The 17,739-nt window shown below is 56.9% G+C and carries 18 protein-coding genes; 12 read left to right on the top strand and 6 right to left on the bottom strand.

Annotated elements, in window-relative coordinates:
• Positions 1-13: 13 nt before the first annotated feature.
• Genes OKX01_RS00755 through OKX01_RS00745 form a run of 3 tightly spaced genes read right to left on the bottom strand, consistent with a single transcriptional unit; the run spans position 14 to position 2,123 of the window.
• On the bottom strand, positions 14-508 hold the full coding sequence (locus OKX01_RS00755; RefSeq protein WP_094195268.1) for a TPM domain-containing protein: 495 nt from the start codon (positions 506-508) through the stop codon (positions 14-16).
• Positions 509-525: 17 nt separating this feature from the next.
• A complete protein-coding gene (locus OKX01_RS00750) occupies positions 526-1,482 on the bottom strand; it encodes a TPM domain-containing protein (protein WP_249460819.1) in 957 nt (318 codons plus the stop codon).
• Positions 1,483-1,502: 20 nt separating this feature from the next.
• Positions 1,503-2,123 (bottom strand): LemA family protein, encoded by a 621-nt coding sequence (locus tag OKX01_RS00745; protein ID WP_094195266.1) that lies wholly within the window; start codon positions 2,121-2,123, stop codon positions 1,503-1,505.
• A 426-nt stretch (positions 2,124-2,549) separates the two neighbouring features.
• On the opposite strand from OKX01_RS00745, the gene OKX01_RS00740 reads away from it, so the two are divergent.
• The 4 genes from OKX01_RS00740 to OKX01_RS00725 all read left to right on the top strand — a co-directional run bounded on the left by OKX01_RS00740 (position 2,550) and on the right by OKX01_RS00725 (position 7,159).
• Positions 2,550-4,025, top strand: coding sequence for a DEAD/DEAH box helicase (locus tag OKX01_RS00740; RefSeq protein ID WP_230019491.1), 1,476 nt, complete (start codon positions 2,550-2,552; stop codon positions 4,023-4,025).
• A 65-nt stretch (positions 4,026-4,090) separates the two neighbouring features.
• Positions 4,091-4,714: a LysE family transporter gene (locus tag OKX01_RS00735; RefSeq protein ID WP_094195264.1), complete on the top strand. Its 624-nt coding sequence runs from the start codon at positions 4,091-4,093 to the stop codon at positions 4,712-4,714.
• Between the two features lie 97 nt (positions 4,715-4,811).
• Entirely contained in the window at positions 4,812-6,425 is a 1,614-nt protein-coding gene (locus OKX01_RS00730) for a peptide chain release factor 3 (protein ID WP_094195263.1), read from the top strand.
• 110 nt (positions 6,426-6,535) lie between these two features.
• Positions 6,536-7,159 carry a hypothetical protein gene (locus OKX01_RS00725; RefSeq protein WP_094195262.1) on the top strand — a complete coding sequence of 208 codons (624 nt, stop codon included), beginning with the start codon at positions 6,536-6,538 and terminating at the stop codon, positions 7,157-7,159.
• Between the two features lie 144 nt (positions 7,160-7,303).
• Here OKX01_RS00725 and bfr read toward each other — a convergent pair whose 3' ends face one another.
• From bfr to OKX01_RS00710, 3 genes are all read right to left on the bottom strand, one after another.
• Complete coding sequence (gene bfr / locus OKX01_RS00720) at positions 7,304-7,783, bottom strand: bacterioferritin (RefSeq protein WP_094195261.1); 480 nt, start codon at positions 7,781-7,783, stop codon at positions 7,304-7,306.
• A 270-nt stretch (positions 7,784-8,053) separates the two neighbouring features.
• Complete coding sequence (locus OKX01_RS00715; protein WP_094195260.1) at positions 8,054-8,323, bottom strand: (2Fe-2S)-binding protein; 270 nt, start codon at positions 8,321-8,323, stop codon at positions 8,054-8,056.
• A gap of 130 nt (positions 8,324-8,453) precedes the next feature.
• On the bottom strand, positions 8,454-9,338 hold the full coding sequence (locus OKX01_RS00710) for a LysR family transcriptional regulator (RefSeq protein WP_094195259.1): 885 nt from the start codon (positions 9,336-9,338) through the stop codon (positions 8,454-8,456).
• A 171-nt stretch (positions 9,339-9,509) separates the two neighbouring features.
• On the opposite strand from OKX01_RS00710, the gene OKX01_RS00705 reads away from it, so the two are divergent.
• The 8 genes from OKX01_RS00705 (at position 9,510) to leuD (ending at position 17,330) form a co-directional block, all read left to right on the top strand.
• Positions 9,510-10,130 (top strand): isochorismatase family protein, encoded by a 621-nt coding sequence (locus tag OKX01_RS00705; RefSeq protein ID WP_125277880.1) that lies wholly within the window; start codon positions 9,510-9,512, stop codon positions 10,128-10,130.
• 34 nt (positions 10,131-10,164) lie between these two features.
• The gene (locus OKX01_RS00700) at positions 10,165-11,166 is read left to right on the top strand and encodes a TRAP transporter substrate-binding protein (protein ID WP_094195257.1); all 1,002 of its coding nucleotides are present in this window, start codon (positions 10,165-10,167) and stop codon (positions 11,164-11,166) included.
• Positions 11,167-11,225: 59 nt separating this feature from the next.
• Entirely contained in the window at positions 11,226-11,744 is a 519-nt protein-coding gene (locus OKX01_RS00695; RefSeq protein WP_125277881.1) for a TRAP transporter small permease, read from the top strand.
• A gap of 1 nt (position 11,745) precedes the next feature.
• Complete coding sequence (locus OKX01_RS00690; RefSeq protein ID WP_094195255.1) at positions 11,746-13,044, top strand: TRAP transporter large permease; 1,299 nt, start codon at positions 11,746-11,748, stop codon at positions 13,042-13,044.
• 128 nt (positions 13,045-13,172) lie between these two features.
• On the top strand, positions 13,173-14,384 hold the full coding sequence (locus OKX01_RS00685; protein WP_108727079.1) for a CaiB/BaiF CoA transferase family protein: 1,212 nt from the start codon (positions 13,173-13,175) through the stop codon (positions 14,382-14,384).
• On the top strand, positions 14,381-15,286 hold the full coding sequence (locus OKX01_RS00680; protein ID WP_125277882.1) for a hydroxymethylglutaryl-CoA lyase: 906 nt from the start codon (positions 14,381-14,383) through the stop codon (positions 15,284-15,286). The genes OKX01_RS00685 and OKX01_RS00680 overlap by 4 nt, the downstream gene beginning before the upstream one ends.
• Positions 15,283-16,695 (top strand): 3-isopropylmalate dehydratase large subunit, encoded by a 1,413-nt coding sequence (gene leuC, locus OKX01_RS00675; RefSeq protein ID WP_125277883.1) that lies wholly within the window; start codon positions 15,283-15,285, stop codon positions 16,693-16,695. The genes OKX01_RS00680 and leuC overlap by 4 nt, the downstream gene beginning before the upstream one ends.
• On the top strand, positions 16,692-17,330 hold the full coding sequence (leuD, locus tag OKX01_RS00670; protein ID WP_125277884.1) for a 3-isopropylmalate dehydratase small subunit: 639 nt from the start codon (positions 16,692-16,694) through the stop codon (positions 17,328-17,330). The genes leuC and leuD overlap by 4 nt, the downstream gene beginning before the upstream one ends.
• Positions 17,331-17,739: the final 409 nt, after the last annotated feature.

Below are 17,739 nucleotides of genomic sequence, written 5' to 3'. Positions count from 1 at the left end.
CACTGGCCACCACTTAAAGGAGTACCGGTTCGTCAGGCAAAGCATTGCCCGCCGCACCCGGAGTCTGCGTCGGGGCACCTTTTTGCAAGACAGCTTCGATGGCACTGACCGCCCCCAGCAAGCCGGACAAATACTCGCGCGAGGCCAGATCTTTCTCCAGTTGCCGACAGATCTGTTCCCATTGCGCCGGATCGGCCTGGATACCCCGGTCCGCAATGATATGGATACGGCGTTGGCCCAAGGCCAGGTACAGCAAAACGCCAGAATTCAAAGGCGTATCCCAGACACGCAAACGGCCAAAAACCTCCAGAGCACGTTGGGCGCTGTCGGCTTCATGAGCGGGTAAAACGGCTTCAATGGCAACGACCAGCTCACCGCTATGATCCTCTTCACCTTTGCGGATCTGTTCAGCCAGATGGCCCAGCATTTCAGCATTGAAATAACGACGGCGCAGCCATTGACCTTGCACCGACGCCCAGCCCGAGAGTTCTTTCCAATTCACACTCATATCGCTCCCCTGTGGCCTTACCAACTACCGGAAGCGCCACCGCCTCCGCTACCGCCACCACCGCCGCCGCTGCCTCCGCCAAAACCACCGAAGCCCCCGCCACTGCTACCATTTCCACCAAAGCCACCGGAAGAATAACCGCCCAACCCTCCAATGACGCCACCACGGCGCGAGGCACGCCCGGAACTGGACTTACCGCCCGCACCAAAGAGTCGGCCAATCAGGCTCAATCCAGCGCCCACAACAGCAGCCAACAAGGCCAAGCCAATACTGCCCGAGACAATCAGGGTAAAGACGCCTGCGGCAAAGGCAGCAAACAAGGGAGAGGCAAAAAACACAATTGCCCCCACAGCCAGCAAAGGCTCCCAGAACACGCCTTCTTCACCTGAAGAGGTAACAGGCGCATTCTTAGGGGGAGGGGGAAGCTCTTCACCATTGACCAAGCCCACCAGACTATCGGCAGCAGCCTGAATACCAGCGTAGAAATTGCCTTCCATAAAACGAGGCGTCATCTGTTCGCGAATGATGCGGCCAGCCTGCAAATCGGTCACTGCGCCTTCCAAGCCGTAGCCGGTCTGGATACGCATGCGGCGATCGTCCTTGGCCACCAGCAGCAAGATGCCGTCATCCACTTTTTTGCGGCCAATTTCCCACTGATCAAAAACACGCAAGGCGTATTGCTCGATGGTTTCGTCGCCCGTGGTGGGCACCATCAAAATGACCACCTGTGCGCCTTTTTCCTGCTCCACCGCCTTGAGCTGCTGGTTCAGGGCGTCTTTTTGATCCGGACTCAAGGTGCCCGTGGTATCGGTCACCCAACCCGCAATGGCGGGAATAGGCTCGGGTTTGGCATGCGCTTGTGCCCAGGGCCAGCACAAGAACAGCAGTGCCATCAACCAGCCACAAACCCAGACCAGCCTGCCAGAACGTGCAGACCCAGGCCCAGCAGTCCGTGCAAGATCGTGCACGCTCATGGTGCCACCTCCAGAATTAATCAAGACCCGGCAGGAGCAGGGGTCGCAGGGATATCAAACTTGACCTCGGGATCCCGCGTGATCTCGCTTTGACGATCCACACCGTAGTTTTCCTTGACCTTGTAACCAAATAGCTTGGCGGTAATCAGGGTAGGGAACTGACGAATGAACAGGTTGTATTCCTGCACAGCCTGTACATAACGGCCACGCTCGGTAGCGATACGGTTTTCCGTGCCTTCAAGCTGTGTCATCAAATCACGGAACAGGCCGTCGCTTTTCAGTTGTGGGTAGTTTTCCGAGACGGCAATCAAACGCGACAAGGCCGAGGACAACTGGTTCTGGGCTTGCTGGAAACGCGCCATGACTTCGGGGTTGTCCAGATCATCCACTTTCATCTGAATCGTGCCGACCTTGGCGCGAGCCTCAGTGACTTGGGTGAGCACCGCACGCTCGTTAACCATATAGGCATTGACCGAGCTGACCAGTTTGGGCACCAGTTCGGCCCGGCGCTCGTATTGATTCAAGGTTTGCGACCAAGCAGCCTTGACCTGCTCGTCCAGGCGCTGGATCTCGTTATACCCACAACCAGAGAGCAAGACCGCTACACTGCTGATAAAGACCCATCGTATCCATGATGTCATGATTTTTTCCTGCAAAAATAAGCAGATAAACAACAAAAAAGGGTTCTAACCCATTCGCTCGGGCACCTGCCAAACCGAGCCCGGCAGTGCGTGCACGCCCAGCGTAAACCGCGTCCCGCCGCATAACAAGTGCGTCTATGACGGCGCTTAACAATTTCTGTCAAATCCGGCTACGCAGCAAGCCTGACCTTTGATGCTTGAAACAGGTTGTTTTAACGCGACCACTCAAAATGATACAAGATGGTCAATGAGGATTTTTACTGATTTCACGCTATAATGGCTGATTGCGCAGCGCACCAATCACTGCGCCTCTTGCAGCAGGCGGCGTTCTTGCCCCTGCCGTGGCATCGTCGCCATAAACAAAATACCTTAGCCTGGATTGGTAGGGCCCCAAAGAGGGCTTTTGGGCTAGTCACTGGAAAATTCTTGGACTCTCAAATCACTTTTGCCTCTCTTGAGCTGGCAGAACCTCTGTTGCGTGCTGTAACCGACGCAGGCTATACCCACCCCACCCCTATTCAGGCCCAGGCTATCCCTAAGGTCATTGAAGGTGGTGACCTGTTGGCCGCTGCTCAAACCGGCACTGGCAAGACCGCAGGCTTTACCCTGCCTATCTTGCACCGTCTGCTGAACAACCCTCAGCAAAATCGTAAACCAGGCCGCCCACGTGCGCTGATCCTGGCTCCTACCCGTGAACTGGCCGCCCAGGTTGAAGAATCGGTACGTTTGTACAGCCAGCACACCCGTCTGCGCTCGATGGTCATGTTTGGTGGCGTGAACATCAACCCCCAGTTCCATGCCCTGCGCAAGCCACTGGACATTCTGGTCGCGACCCCTGGCCGTTTGCTGGATCACGTGCGTCAACGCACGGTAGACCTGACTGGCGTGGAAATTCTGGTGCTGGACGAAGCCGACCGCATGCTGGACATGGGCTTTATCCGCGACATTCGCAAGATCATCAGCCTGATGCCCGTTGAGCGTCAGACCCTGCTGTTCTCGGCTACCTTCTCGGACGAAATCCGTGAGCTGGCCCGCAGCTCGCTGAACAACCCGGTCGAAGTGGCTGTTGCTGCTCGCAACACCACCAATGAACTGATTACCCAGCAAGTGATTCTGGCTGACCAGGCACACAAACGTGACCTGCTAAGCCACATCATCCGCGAAAGCAGTTGGAACCAGGTGCTGGTGTTCTGCCGCACCAAGCACGGCGCCAACCGTTTGGCCGAAAAACTGTCCAAAGACGGTATGGCGGCTGAAGCCCTGCACGGCAACAAGAGCCAGGCGGCTCGTACCCGTGCGCTGGCCGGCTTCAAGAACGGCAAGGTTGTGGTGCTGGTTGCCACCGACATCGCCGCACGTGGTCTGGACATTGATCAACTGCCTTACGTGGTGAACTTCGAACTGCCTAACGTGCCTGAAGATTACGTTCACCGTATTGGCCGTACTGGCCGTGCCGGTAGCGAAGGCGTGGCCCTGTCGCTGGTCGATCGCAGCGAAATGCGTTTGCTCAAGCAGATCGAGCGCATGACCCGCAATCCTATCGAGCGCATCGTGGTGGAAGGCTGGACGCCTCCCTCGCGTGCTGCTCTGGCTGAAGAAGCCAAGGAAGACACCTACGCAGAGCGCCGTTTCCACAGCGCTCCTGGCCCTGGTGCTCGTGCTCCAGCAGGTGCTCGCCGCTCGGGTGGTGGTGGTGGTCAGGCTCGCTCGCCTGAAGGCCGTGGTGGTAATGGCGAAAGCCGTCCACGCCGTCCTGGCAATGACAACCGTCCACGTCGCAGCGCCGCTCCTGGTGGTGCAGGTGGTGGTGCTGCCCGTGCCGGTCAAGGCCGCCCTGGTGGTCGTCAGGACAGCCGTGGCCCGAACCGCAGCAACCGCAGCGCCGCCCAAGCCAAAGCCTAAACCCTGCAAAAGGGGCTGTGCCTGCCAAAGGCGGGCACAGCGCCCGCCTTTGAACCGAGCACACCATGGCACTGAGCACCTGGCTCGCCTTTTTCGCGGCTTCCTGGGTCATTTCCTTCTCACCCGGTCCCGGCGCGATCTCCTCCATGTCCTCGGGCCTGAAATACGGCTTCAAACGTGGGTATTGGATGGCGATTGGCCTGAATATCGGAATCATGATCCAGATATTCATCATCAGCCTGGGGCTTGGACAAGTCCTGGCGCGCTCGGAACTGGCGTTCACCACGCTTAAGTGGCTGGGCGCGGCGTACCTGATTTATCTGGGCTGGAAGCAATTACGCACTGACGCCATGCCGGTGCAGGTCACAGGCCAGGCACCCAGCGATTTTCGCATTCGTGATCTATTGCTTCGTGGTTGTCTGATCAATATCACCAACCCCAAGGGGCTGGTATTTCTGCTGGCCATCATGCCCCAGTTTCTGGACTTGAATCGGCCCATGCCACTGCAATACCTGCTGATCGCCATGACCCTGTGCTTTACGGATCTGGTGGCCATGGGTTGCTACACCTCGCTGGCCGCGCGCATGTTGCATTTGCTCCGTCAGGCCAGCCACGTACGGCTGCTGAACCGCGTATTCGGTTCGCTATTTATCCTGGCAGGGACGGTATTGGCCGGCGTGTCGCGTTAGCCTTGTGCACGCATCAACTTGCCCCCAAGCCCTGCTTTACGGATAATTCGCTCACTGTTTTCCACGCGCCAGACTGGCGCTGCCACAAGGATTTTCAATGTCGTCCGGTGACATACGCTCTGAAGTCAAGAAACGCCGCACCTTTGCCATCATTTCGCACCCTGACGCGGGTAAGACCACACTGACTGAAAAACTGCTGCTGTTCGCAGGTGCGATTCAGATTGCAGGGAGCGTCAAGGCCCGTAAAGCCAGCCGCCATGCCTCCTCGGACTGGATGGAAATTGAAAAACAACGTGGTATTTCGGTGGCCTCCTCGGTCATGCAGATGGAGTACCGCGACTGCGTGATCAACTTGCTCGACACCCCTGGTCACCAGGACTTCTCGGAAGATACCTACCGTGTGCTGACCGCTGTGGACGCCGCCTTGATGGTGATTGACGCGGCCAACGGTGTGGAACCGCAGACCATCCGCCTCTTGCAAGTGTGCCGGGCTCGCAATACGCCCATCATCACCTTTGTGAACAAGCTGGACCGCGAAGTTCAAGAGCCGCTGGATGTGCTGTCGGAAATTGAGTCGCACCTGGGTATGGAAGTAGTGCCTTTTTCCTGGCCTATCGGGATGGCACGTCGCTTTGGCGGTGTGTTCAATCTGCGCGCCAATCATATGCGTGTGTTCAAACCCGGTCAGGAACGCCATGGTCAGGATGAAATCATCCCCGGCCTGGACAACCCCGTGATTGCCGAGCGTTTTGGCGAACCCTTTGAAAAGGCACAGGAAGAGATTGAGCTGCTCAACGCCGCCGCCCCAGAGTTCGACCTGGAAATGTTCCTGGCTGGCCAGCAAACGCCTGTTTTCTTTGGCTCGGCCATCAATAACTTTGGTGTGCAGGAAGTGCTGGACGCGCTGGTTGACCTGGCCCCTTCTCCAGGCCCACGCGCCGCCTTGCAGCGCGAAGTGCAGCCCGACGAACCCAAGTTCAGTGGTGTGGTGTTCAAGGTGCAAGCCAATATGGACCCCGCCCACCGTGACCGCGTGGCCTTTGTGCGCGTCAGCTCGGGCCATTTCAAGCGCGGCATGAAACTGAAAGTGTCACGTACTGGCAAGGAAATTCGCCCCAACAACGTGGTGTCCTTCCTGTCGCAACGTCGTGAACTGCTGGACGATGCCTTTGCCGGTGACATCATCGGTGTCCCCAATCACGGCATCCTGCAATTGGGCGACGTGCTGACTGAAGGCGAAAACCTGCAGTTCACCGGCTTGCCGTTCTTTGCCCCTGAACTGTTCCAGTCCATTGAGGTCAAAGATCCTTTGCGCACTAAACAGTTGCGTACCGGCCTGACCCAACTGGGTGAAGAGGGCGCCATTCAGGTGTTCCGTCCCCATATGGCAGGCGGCATGATGCTCCTGGGTGCTGTCGGCCAACTGCAGTTTGAAGTGGTGGCACACCGCCTGAAAACCGAATACGGTGTGGAAGCACGCCTATCGTCCAGCCGCTTTAACCTGGCTCGTTGGGTCACCGCCAAAGACCCTAAAGACATGAAGAAGTTTATCGAGACCAACGCCGGCAATATTGCCTATGACGTGGTCGAGGCCATTGCCTTTTTAGCAACATCGCCTGCGCAACTGCGTGTGGCTCAGGAGCTCAATCCAGGCATTGAATTTCACGCATTACGTGAACACGGTGGACACGTTTTCGGGGATGCCGTCTAATTCTGTCACAAGAACAGGGCCGACATTTCGCTACAATGACGGCTCTTTTCTTTTAATAACGCGCATCCGACCCATCGGATCGCTCCTGACTCAAAACCGAGACATCGCTTATGCCCTGGCGTTTTATCATTGCTGTCTTGCTGCTGGCCGCAGGTGCCTCAGTATGGGGCGGCCTGGAACTGGGGAACTGGCTCATCGCGCACGGCCCAGAGAAGTCTATGGTGGTCAGTACGCCTGATCCGTCCGATCTGCCTACGCTCGATGCCGATGGCAAGCCCTTTACCGCCCAGCCGCCACAACCCTTGATCAACGGTCGCTTAGGCGTGCCACAAGCCCCAACGCCGATTGCTTGGGAAATTGACACATCTACCCTTACTGAAGAGCAGCCTCCCATTGCTTTGGCCACAACCTCCATTTCGCTGGAGCAGGCGATACAAATCGCCATGGCCGAGCAGAACCGGGAGTTGCAAGGAATTGCCCGCGTGAATCTGGGTGGCACCGAGCCCATTCAGCCGGTCGATGTCGGCACACCACCGCCACCACCACCACAAGATATTCAAGTGGCCAGCAACAATGGCGGCGCCTGGCAGGCACAACTGCAGCAAGAGTTAAATGCCTGTAGCCAAAAAGGATTTTTTGATCGCCCAAGTTGCTCCTGGGACGCCCGGAATAAATATTGCGGTCCAAACGATGCATGGGGCAAGGTTCCTGGCTGTCCAAAAAAATCCTTCTAAAGAAACAGCCGCGTTTTTTTGACCACTACCACCCTTTACCCTTAAGCACTTCACGTCCAAGGCCGCGCACTGCGAATGGCAGGGAAAATAAAAAAGCACCCGTTAGAGAACGGGTGCTTTTTATTGTCTGAGCAACCAGCAAGCTTACTCGCCGTGATCGCCCATCTGTGATTGCAGGTAGTTCTGCAGTCCCACTTTTTCGATTAGCTCCAGCTGTGTACCCAGCCAATCGATGTGTTCTTCGGTATCGTCCAAAATCTTCAAAAACAAATCACGCGAGACATAATCGCGGGTGGACTCACAGTACTCAATCGCTTCCACCACCGTCTGACGGGCAGCCTGTTCCAGCTTCAAGTCACAGCCCAGCAGTTCAGGCACGTTCTCACCGATCATGATCTTGTGCATGTCCTGCAGGTTGGGCAGGCCGTCCAACATAAAGATACGTTCGATCAGCATATCGGCGTGCTTCATCTCGCCGATGGACTCGTCATACTCATGTTTGCCCAGCTTGTTAAAGCCCCAATGGTTCAACATGCGAGCGTGCAAGAAGTATTGATTGATTGCTGTTAGTTCGTTCTTTAGCTGCTTGTTCAGATGCTGAATTACCACTTTATCGCCAAACATGCTGTTCTCCTGTAAATCTGACGGCGCTCCCCCCAAGGAGCCGCCGAGCCCCCACAAACGCTACTTCCGCCAGTGATCGCACACAAGCGCGATATAGGCAAAAACACAGTGGGGGGTGAATGTGACAGGCTACCATGCACGCATGGGCAATGGCTTAAAAAACAAAGAAGCACCCAGAAAGCGTTGCACTTTTGGGTTAGTAGCAGGAACAATAACAATCATTCCCACTAGCAACAGCGGGAATGTGAAATCCTGATCAAAAACACGCGCTTAGGCGCGACAAACAAGGCGGCCGAACTCAGGGGCAGGGATCAGGCTGTCGTTGGCAGCGTAATCCACCCGGGCGGTTTCAAGGCTAGCAATCATGCTTTGATTGGCATAGCGCCCGCCGGGCAAATAATCCTGAGCAGTCTCGGCGCAGCAGCCACAGCAAGACGCCACGCCAAGCTGACCTTGCAGGTCTGCCAGGCTGGAAGCGCCGCCACGTACAGCTTCTTGTACTTGACGCTCGGTGATCGCGTTACATATGCAGATAAACATGAGAACTATTATTATCAAGAAACATAAAAATATCAAGAGTCATTCTCATTAAGAAAGCTATCACGCCAACATATATCCAAGAAGCGCTTTCCGCCTGCCTTTGCAGGCTGGCCCAACACCGACAAACGCATCAATTCTGCAACAAGTGGTCCATCAACAAGCGCGCAGCGGGCGACAAGCTATAACGGCTACGCACACACAAGGCGACACGACGAGCCGTCCAAGGTTCCTTGATCACACACATCACCAGGCCCAGGCTTTGCACATAGGATTGCGCCACAGAGCGCGGCAGCACACCAATGCCCAGACCGGCCTCAATCATGCGGCATTGGGCATCATAGCTGGTTACCTGTACACGGCAACGCCAGGTACGCTCCAGCTCGCTGGCAGCACGTAACAGTAAAAGATTGGGGTGACTGCCGGTATGCATCCCGACATAGTCAAAATCCAGCGTTTCACTAAAGGCCAGCTCGTTCCGTCCAGCCAATGGATGATTCGCCGACACCAGCAAAACCAACTGGTCCTGACGGTAGTCGTAGTACTCCACCTCAGCACTACCTACGCCTCGAATCAACACACCCAGATCCGCATTATTGTCAGCCACCGCCTGCGCGACTCCGGCACTGATCCGCTCCTCCAACGACACCCGCACTTTAGGATGACGCGCCATAAAAGAGCTTAGGGCCTGCGGCAGAAATTGCGTGATGGAGGACAGGTTCGCCGCAATCCGCACATTGCCGGTAGCCCCTCCGGCAAAGTCACGCATCAAGGCCCCCATGGCGTCCATATCATCGAGCAAACGCTGAGCCATGGCAGCCAGCGATTTACCTGCTGCGGTCGGATACACACCTTTATTGCTACGCTCGATCAAAGCCGCGCCTAATTGCTGCTCCAGATCGCTAAGGCGCTTGCTGACTGCCGCAGGCGCAATGTGAAACTGCTCGGCCGCCCCCGAGATGGTGCCGCGTTCCAGCACCAACAAAAATAGCCGCAAAGATTTGGGATCGATGTTCATAAGCCGGTATTCCATCCTAGGAGAGGCGAATCGACAAGCGCCTTACCATCATAAATTGCGATAGCACCATCGTATTTTGACGCTGTACTCACGTCATTAGCGATGACAGACTACACAAATAATACGGAACCTGATTAATTAAATCGGGGAAAAATAGTAAAGGGAGAACAAATGCGCGACAGCGACAATCTGAAAGGGGGGTTTGACGGCACCCTGCCCTTGGGGCAACAGCCAGCTTTGGTCGTTATCGACTTTCAACGCGGTTTTACAGAGCCTGGTCTGACACCACTGGCATCAAACTGCGACAGCCAGATCGAGCAAACCAATGCCTTGATCGGCGCCATGCGTGGCAAGGGCCGCGTTATTTTCACCATCATTGGCTACGAAGCCCATCTGGCCGACGCCAATCTGTGGCTGACCAAGGCTTCGTCATTGCGCTGCCTGCTGCGCGGCTCCTCGGCCTGTGAGCTGGATCCACGGCTCGATTACGACCCTGCACAAGACATCATCCTGTACAAGACCCAGGCCTCCGCCTTTTATGGCACGCCACTGCCCGCCTTGCTGGCCCATCAAGGCTGCGACATGCTGATTGTGACCGGCGCCACCACCAGCGGTTGCGTGCGTGCCAGCGTGGTAGACAGCCTGCAATCAGGATTTGCCCCGTTCGTGGCTGAAGATGCGGTAGCTGACCGCTCACCAGCCCAACACCGCAGCAATCTGGTCGATATGGCCAGCAAATACGCCGAAGTACTGCCCTCGGCCAACTTGATCGCCCATTTACACACGCTTTAACGCCACACAAAAAAAGAAACCACAGGAGACATTCATGAAAAAAGCCCTGACAGCGGCTCTGGCCGCCTGCACCCTGACGCTGGGCATCTCGCCTGCGCACGCCCAAGAAGTCGAGCTGACCTTTTCAACCTACCTGCCACCGGCTTACGAATACGCCTGGAAACCCATCGAGAACTTCGTTCAGAACGTAGAAAAAGAAAGCCAGGGCCGCATCAAGATCAATGTGTTCCATTCCGGCCAGTTGTTTGACGGCTACGAGGAACTGCCTGCCCTGTCGCGTGGTGACGTGGACATCATCAACATGACCAGCACCTACCCCAGCGGTACCATACCTGCGCTGAACATTTTCACCCTGCCATTTCTGTTTGACAGCACGGCTCACCTAAAGCGCGCCCTGGACCAGGGCCTGTTCAAGCTAGGTGCCGAGCAGGAGCTGCGCGACACGCACGATGCCGTTGTGCTGGGCCTGGCTCCCTGGGATCCGTACGAGTTCTACAGCCGCAAGTCCCCCATCAATTCGGCCGCTGATGCCAAGGGTAAAGTCTGGGCCTCGACCAGCTCCATGGACGCACGCGCACTGCAATTGCTGGGCGGCTCGCCTACCGGCATGCCGTCTTCCGAGCTATACCTGGCCTTTGACCGCGGTGTAATCGACGCGACCCCACGCCCATTGCTGACCGGTATTGGCCGCAATCTGTACGAAGTCGCCAAGTACCTTTCCATCGCCAACTTTGGTATCGACGTGTCCGTGCTGACCATCAACCGTAAAAAGTGGGAGTCCCTGCCACCTGATCTGCAAGAGATCATCCGCAAGGCCGCTCACCAACGGGACCAAGAGCAGTTTGAACGTGTTAACGCCTTTGTAGACCAGGCTCTGACGCGCTACCAACAAGCCGGTGTAACCATCAACCGCATTGAACCTGCACAACTGGACGAGATGCGCAAACTGACCCGTCCCGCTATTGACGAGTGGAGCAAGCAGGTTGATAACGGTCCTGCCTACCTGGACCTGATCGAGAAAACCCGCCAGCCCTGATCACGCGTGAATGCACGCCAGTATGAAGTGCTGGCGTGCAGCCCTCGTGTGGAGACACCATGAATTCACTTACTCATTTCCTGAGTGCCTTTGCGCATGGCAGCAACCGAGTCGCCATTTTTGTAGCCGAAATCGCGCTGGCTGCATTGATGCTTGCCTGCACCTACGGCGTTATCGCTCGCTATGTCTTTAACAGTCCCAGCATCTATATCACTGAAATATGTGTCTATTTGCTGCTGATCTGCTCCTGGCTGTCCATAGGCTGGGTCCATCTGGAAAACCGCCACGTCAGCGTGGAGGCTTTCCATCAGAAGTTTTCTCCACGCGGCCAGCGCCTGGCCTCCTGCGTGTCGCAACTGTGCATTCTGTTTTTCTGCTTGGTGCTGCTATGGGCCGGTATTTCGGTAGTGGAAACGGCCCTTGCCCGCAACTACCGCTCATCGTCCATGCTGCGTTTCCCCCTGTGGATGGCGTACGGCATGATTCCGCTGGGTGGTACTTTGCTGGGCCTGGCTGCCCTGCGCCAATTGTTCCTTCCGAACCGCGTGGAATCCAACGACAGCATCAAGGAGTTCTGACATGGATTCCATGCTCATCTTCAGCCTGATGATGGCTTGCTTTGCCATCCTGATGGTCATCGGCACCCCCATCTTCGCCGCACTGGGTGTTGCCAGTATTTCCGGCATTTTAATGAAGTCCGGACTGGCCGGTCTGGACGTCATCCCCGCCACCTTGCACCGTGGCATGGCCAGCTATTCCCTGATCGCCATCCCGCTCTTTATCTTGATGGGCGAAGTCATTGCGCGAACCAGTATCGGCGGCAAGCTCTATCAGTTGTTTTACCTTTGGTTGAACCGTTTGCCCGGTGGTTTGGCAGTGGCCAGTATAGGCAGCTCGGCTGTGTTCGGTGCCATGAGCGGGGTCAGTGTGGCCGGTGCCGCCACCATTGGCCGCTTTGCCATTCCTGAAATGCTCAAGCGTGGCTACTCACCTAGCCTGTCTGGTGGCACCATTGCTGCCGCCGGTGCACTGGCCTTGCTGATTCCTCCCAGCATCGGCTTTGTGCTGTATGGCGAAATGGCGGACCAATCCATCGGCAAGTTGTTCATTGGTGCCTTGCTGCCGGCCCTGATGGTAACTGTCATGATGGTCATGTATGTCGTGTTCATTGCCATCTTCCGCCCCGAAGCTGCCCCTCGCAATGCCGAAACGGTAACTTGGGCGCAAAAGCTCGGTGCCCTGAAAGATATCTGGGCTGCCGCACTGCTGATTTTGCTGGTTCTGGGCACGATCTATCTGGGTATTGCCACCCCCACCGAAGCCGCTGGCATCGGCGCAACGGGAGCCTTTCTGATCGCCATGGCCTATGGCGAGATGAACTGGCGCACTGCACTGCAAATATTGCGCTCCACAGCCGTCACCAGCGGCATGATTTTGCTGATTCTGGCCGCAGCACTGCTGTTTGGCTACATCATGACGCGTCTGATGATTCCGCAAAAACTGGTTGCGCTGATTACCGCCTCGTCTCAGCCATCGTGGGTAATTTTAATATTCATTCTGCTGTTTCTTATTTTGATCGGCATGTTTCTGGATATTGTCTCTCTTATTCTAATTACCACCCCCGTTGTACTACCCGTTATTATTGCTCTGGGCTACGACCCATTGTGGTTTGGCATCGTCATGATTATTGCCTGCGAAATGGCCGTCATTACACCGCCGGTGGGATTGAATTTATACGTCATCAAAGGTATTGCTCCGCAGATCTCATTGCAGCAGATTACACGTGGCGCGCTGCCCTTTGTCGCCCTGGAAATTGTGGCGATTATCATCTTGACGATATTTCCAGAAATCATTCTTTGGCTACCTAGAACACTTTAAAAACAAAAACCCGCGCCATGCGGGTTTTTGTTTATTTCCATCCACGTTTTTTACGATGGCAGCATAATATTTAACTGCTTTTCCACTTTCCATTTCTATCCCAGAATCAATAACTGGAGGAAACAGATATGGATAAGAAAAACATTACCGAATCACCGCTCAAAGGGATCAAAGTCCTGGAGCTGGGTTCGCTGATTGCCGGCCCTTATGCCGGTAGCTTGCTGGCCCAATTCGGGGCCGATGTCATCAAGATCGAACCGCCCGGCAAGGGCGATCCGCTGCGCCGCTGGCGGCAGTTGCATAAGGACACCTCGCTGTGGTGGCGTGTGCAAAGCCGCAACAAGCGTTCCATTGCGCTGGATCTGCGCCAGCCCGAAGGCCAGGAAATTGCCCGTGAACTGGCTTTACAAAGCGATATTGTCATTGAAAATTTCCGCCCTGGTGTGCTGGAGCACTGGGGCCTGGGCTGGGAAACACTGCATGCACTGAACCCGCGCCTGATCATGGTGCGCGTCTCCGGCTATGGGCAGGACGGCCCTTATCACCGCCGCCCTGGCTTTGCAGCCATCGCAGAATGTATGGGTGGCCTGCGATATGGCACCGGCTATCCGGATCGCCCCCCCGTACGAGCCGGTGTCAGCCTGGGCGATACGCTGGCTTCACTGTACGGCACCATAGGCGCGCTGCTGGCCATGCACCATCTGCGCCAGGAAGGGGGACAAGGCCAAATGATTGATGTGGCCTTGTATGAATCCGTCTTTGCCATCATGGAAAGCCTGATTCCAGACTATCAACTGAACGGCCATCAACGCGAACGCACTGGAGCCAGCTTGCCCGGTATCGCCCCGTCCAACACCTACCCCACCGGCGATGGTAAATGGGTGGTGATTGCCGCCAACAGCGATGCCATCTTCATCCGTTTGATGCAGGCCATGGACCGTCCCGATCTGGCCCACGATCCGCGCTTGTCCGACAACGCCGGACGTGTGGAACACAGCGCCATGCTGGACCAGACCATTGGCGACTGGACCGGCGGCCGCAGCCTGGAAGAGATACTGGGCGTGCTGGATCAGGCTGAAGTTCCCAGCGGCAGTATCTACACCGCCGCCGACATTCTGGATGACCCGCACTACCAGGCTCGCGGCATGCTGGAAACACACACGCTGCAAGACGGCCAGGAACTGACCATCCCCGGCATTGTGCCCAAGCTTAGCCGCAGCCCCGGTGCCACCCAATGGTTGGGGCCAGAGTTGGGCGAACACACCGATAGCATCCTGGAAGAACTAGGCATCAGCCCGGAGCGCCGCCAAGCCCTGCGTGAACAAGGAATCGTGGAATGAGTACCGTATTGATCACCGACGTCACCTTGCGGGACGGCCTGCAAATCGTGCCACGCTGGGTGCCTACGCCGGACAAGCTGCGTATCGCACAAGCGCTGCCTCAATGCGGCGTGCGCAAGATCGAGCTGACGTCCTTTACTTCACCCAAAGCCATTCCATCCCTGGCAGATGCCGATGAGCTGGCCAGCCTGACTACACGCGCCCCTCAGGTCTGCTACACCGCGCTGGTCCCCAACCTGCGCGGGGCCCAGCGCGCCTTGGCAGCCCGTATGAACGAGCTGAATTTTGTGTTTTCAGCCTCTGAAGCGCATAACCAGGCCAACCTGCGCATGAACATTACACAATCGCTGGTCCAGTTGGAGCAGGTACTGGAGGCAGCAGGCAAGACGCCGGTCAACGTATCTCTGTCCACCGCTTTTGGCTGCCCCTTTACCGGCCCCGTCGCCCCCGCACATGTCATTAGCTTGATACAGCAAGTGCAGCGCATGGGAGCCAGTTCCATCAGCCTGTGCGATACCACTGGCATGGGTTCACCTGTGGAGGTAGAGCGCCTGACCCAAGCCGCCTTGAGTTTGTATGGCGAGCAGGGCGTCACCGGCCATTTTCATGACACCCGCGGGCTGGCACTGGCCAATGCCTGGGCGGCGTACCGTGAAGGCGGGCGTCGTTTCGATGCGGCTTTGGCCGGTTTGGGCGGTTGCCCTTATGCCCCTGGTGCCAGCGGCAATGCCAGCCTGGAAGATCTGGCGCATATGTTCCAGATCAGCGGCGTGGACACAGGCTTGAATCTGGAAGCGCTCCAGCCTTTAGCCGAAGAAATCGCGGCTCTGACGCAAGAGCCTATTCAAAGTCGCCTGCACAAAGCCGGGCCGGCCTATGCCTTGAAAGTGTGCCAACCATGAACACAGCCCGTACCCTGTTTCAAAAGCTCTGGGATACACATCGCGTTGCGGCGGTAGACAATGAGCATGATCTGATCTACATAGACCGTCAGTTGTTGTACGAAGTCACCAGTCCGCAAGCCTTCGAGAGTTTGCGCTTGGCCGGACGCTCGGTGCGTCGCCCCGACACCGCGCTGACGACGGTGGACCACAACGTGCCCACCCGCCGCCGCAATCAGCGTCTGGAAGATCCGTTGGCCCAAGCGCAGATCGACCAGATGGAAATCAATAGCCGGGAGTTTGGCCTGCGCTACTTTGGGCTGGATGACGAGCGCCAAGGCATCATCCACGTGATCGGACCCGAACAAGGCATGACCTTGCCCGGTTCCAGCATTGTGGCTGGCGATTCCCACACCAGCACACATGGCGCGTTTGCCGCCTTGGCCTTTGGCATTGGCACCTCCGAGGTGGAGCATGTTCTGGCCACGCAGTGCCTGGCCGCAAAGCGCATGCGCAGCCTGCAAATAGACGTGCAAGGCGAACTGCCTGCCACCAGCACCGCCAAGGATCTGATCCTGCACATCATTGCCCACATGGGCACGGACGGCGGGCGGGACTGTGCCATTGAATTTACCGGTCCGGCCATCCGGGCCTTGTCCATGGAAGGGCGCATGACCTTGTGCAATATGGCGATCGAAGCGGGTGCCCGTATTGGCTTGGTCGCCGTGGACGACAAGACCCTGGACTATGTGCGCGGCCGTCCCTTGGCACCGAAAGGACAGGCATGGGACAAGGCGGAACAATACTGGCGCACGCTGATCAGCGATGAGGGTTGCCAATACGATCAGCACCTGCAAATCGACGCCGCGCAAGTCGCCCCCACCGTGACCTGGGGCACGTCCCCCGATATGGCGGCGGCCATCGACCAGCTTGTGCCTGATCCATTAGCAGCCGCCACGGGTAAACAGGCTGATGCTCAACGCGCCTTGAACTATATGGATTTGCAGGCCGGCCAACCGCTGGCAGGCATCGCCGTAGACCGGGTGTTTATTGGCTCCTGTACCAACGCTCGCATTGAAGACCTGCGTAGCGCTGCGGCCATGGTCAAAGGCAAGCGAGTAGCCAGCACGGTGCGACAAGCCTTGGTGGTCCCCGGCTCGGGACTGGTACGCCGTCAGGCCGAGCAGGAAGGCTTGGACCAGGTATTCACGCAAGCCGGTTTTGAATGGCGCGAGCCGGGCTGCTCCATGTGCCTGGGCATGAACGAAGACCGTCTGAATCCGGGTGAGCGCTGCGCCTCCACCTCCAACCGTAACTTCGAGGGCAGGCAGGGCGCCTTGGGACGCACACACCTGATGAGCCCCGCCATGGCTGCTGCCGCCGCAATTGCAGGCCATCTTGTCGATATCCGCCACTGGGACGCCGTATGAACACAGCTTTTACTTCCGTGCGCTCGCGCCTGATTGCGCTGGACCGCGCCAATGTGGATACCGACGCGATCTTGCCCAAGCAGTACATGACCTCCTTGTCGCGTACCGGCTTTGGGCAATATGCCTTCGACAACTGGCGTTACGCCGATATTGGCTACCCTGGCAAACCGCTGGCCGAGCGTGAGCCGATCAACAGTTTTTGTCTGCATCAGCCCAGCGCACAAGGGGCACGAATTCTGCTGGGACGCGAGAATTTTGGCTGCGGGTCCAGCCGTGAACACGCGGTCTGGGCACTGAAGGATTTGGGCATTGCGGTGCTGATCGCCCCTTCATTTGCCGACATCTTCCGCAATAACTGCTTTAAAAACGGCATGTTGCCCATACAACTGGCTGCGGAGCAGATTGATGCCTTATTCACTGCTGTCACGCACAATCCGTGGGGTGAATGGACGGTGGATCTGCAAGCCTGCATGGTGATCGGTCCCGACCAGCACATCCGTTTTCAGGTGGAACCAGAACGTCGCCACCGCCTGCTGCTGGCGCTGGACGACATTAGCGTGACGGAACAGAAAATGGATCAGATCCAGGCTTACGAACAGAAACGCCGGGAACAGGAACCCTGGTTATTTAGCTAAGGACGATAGATAAAGGGGGCAGTCGCGGAAGGGGACTTCCAACGCTGCCTACCTGCCTCCCGCCCTGGCAGTCGCAGTCGCAGTCGCAGTCGCAGTCGCAGTCGCAGTCGCAGTCGCAGTCGCAGTCGCAGTCGCAGTCGCAGTCGCAGTCGCAGTCGCAGTCGCAGTCGCAGTCGCAGTCGCAGTCGCAGTCGCAGTCGACAAGTATCGAAACACAGCTCAAGCCAGTTCAGGCCAAAAATAAAACAATTTCTTGAGCCGCTCCCTTATAGCCGGGAGTCATCACCGCTCCTTTGCCTTCCCCTTGCCAAGCAAACATCGCCTGTTTTGCCAAAACTGCTCCATGGGACGCATTCCCACCGTCGAGTCAGACGTGCCACGATTTTGCTCAAAAATCCCTCTGAAACCC

Source organism: Alcaligenes sp. SMD-FA (genome assembly GCF_025960365.1).
GTDB lineage: Bacteria > Pseudomonadota > Gammaproteobacteria > Burkholderiales > Burkholderiaceae_B > Alcaligenes > Alcaligenes aquatilis.
The sequence above is the reverse complement of the archived record's forward strand: the minus strand, read 5'-3'. Positions and strand labels throughout refer to the sequence as shown.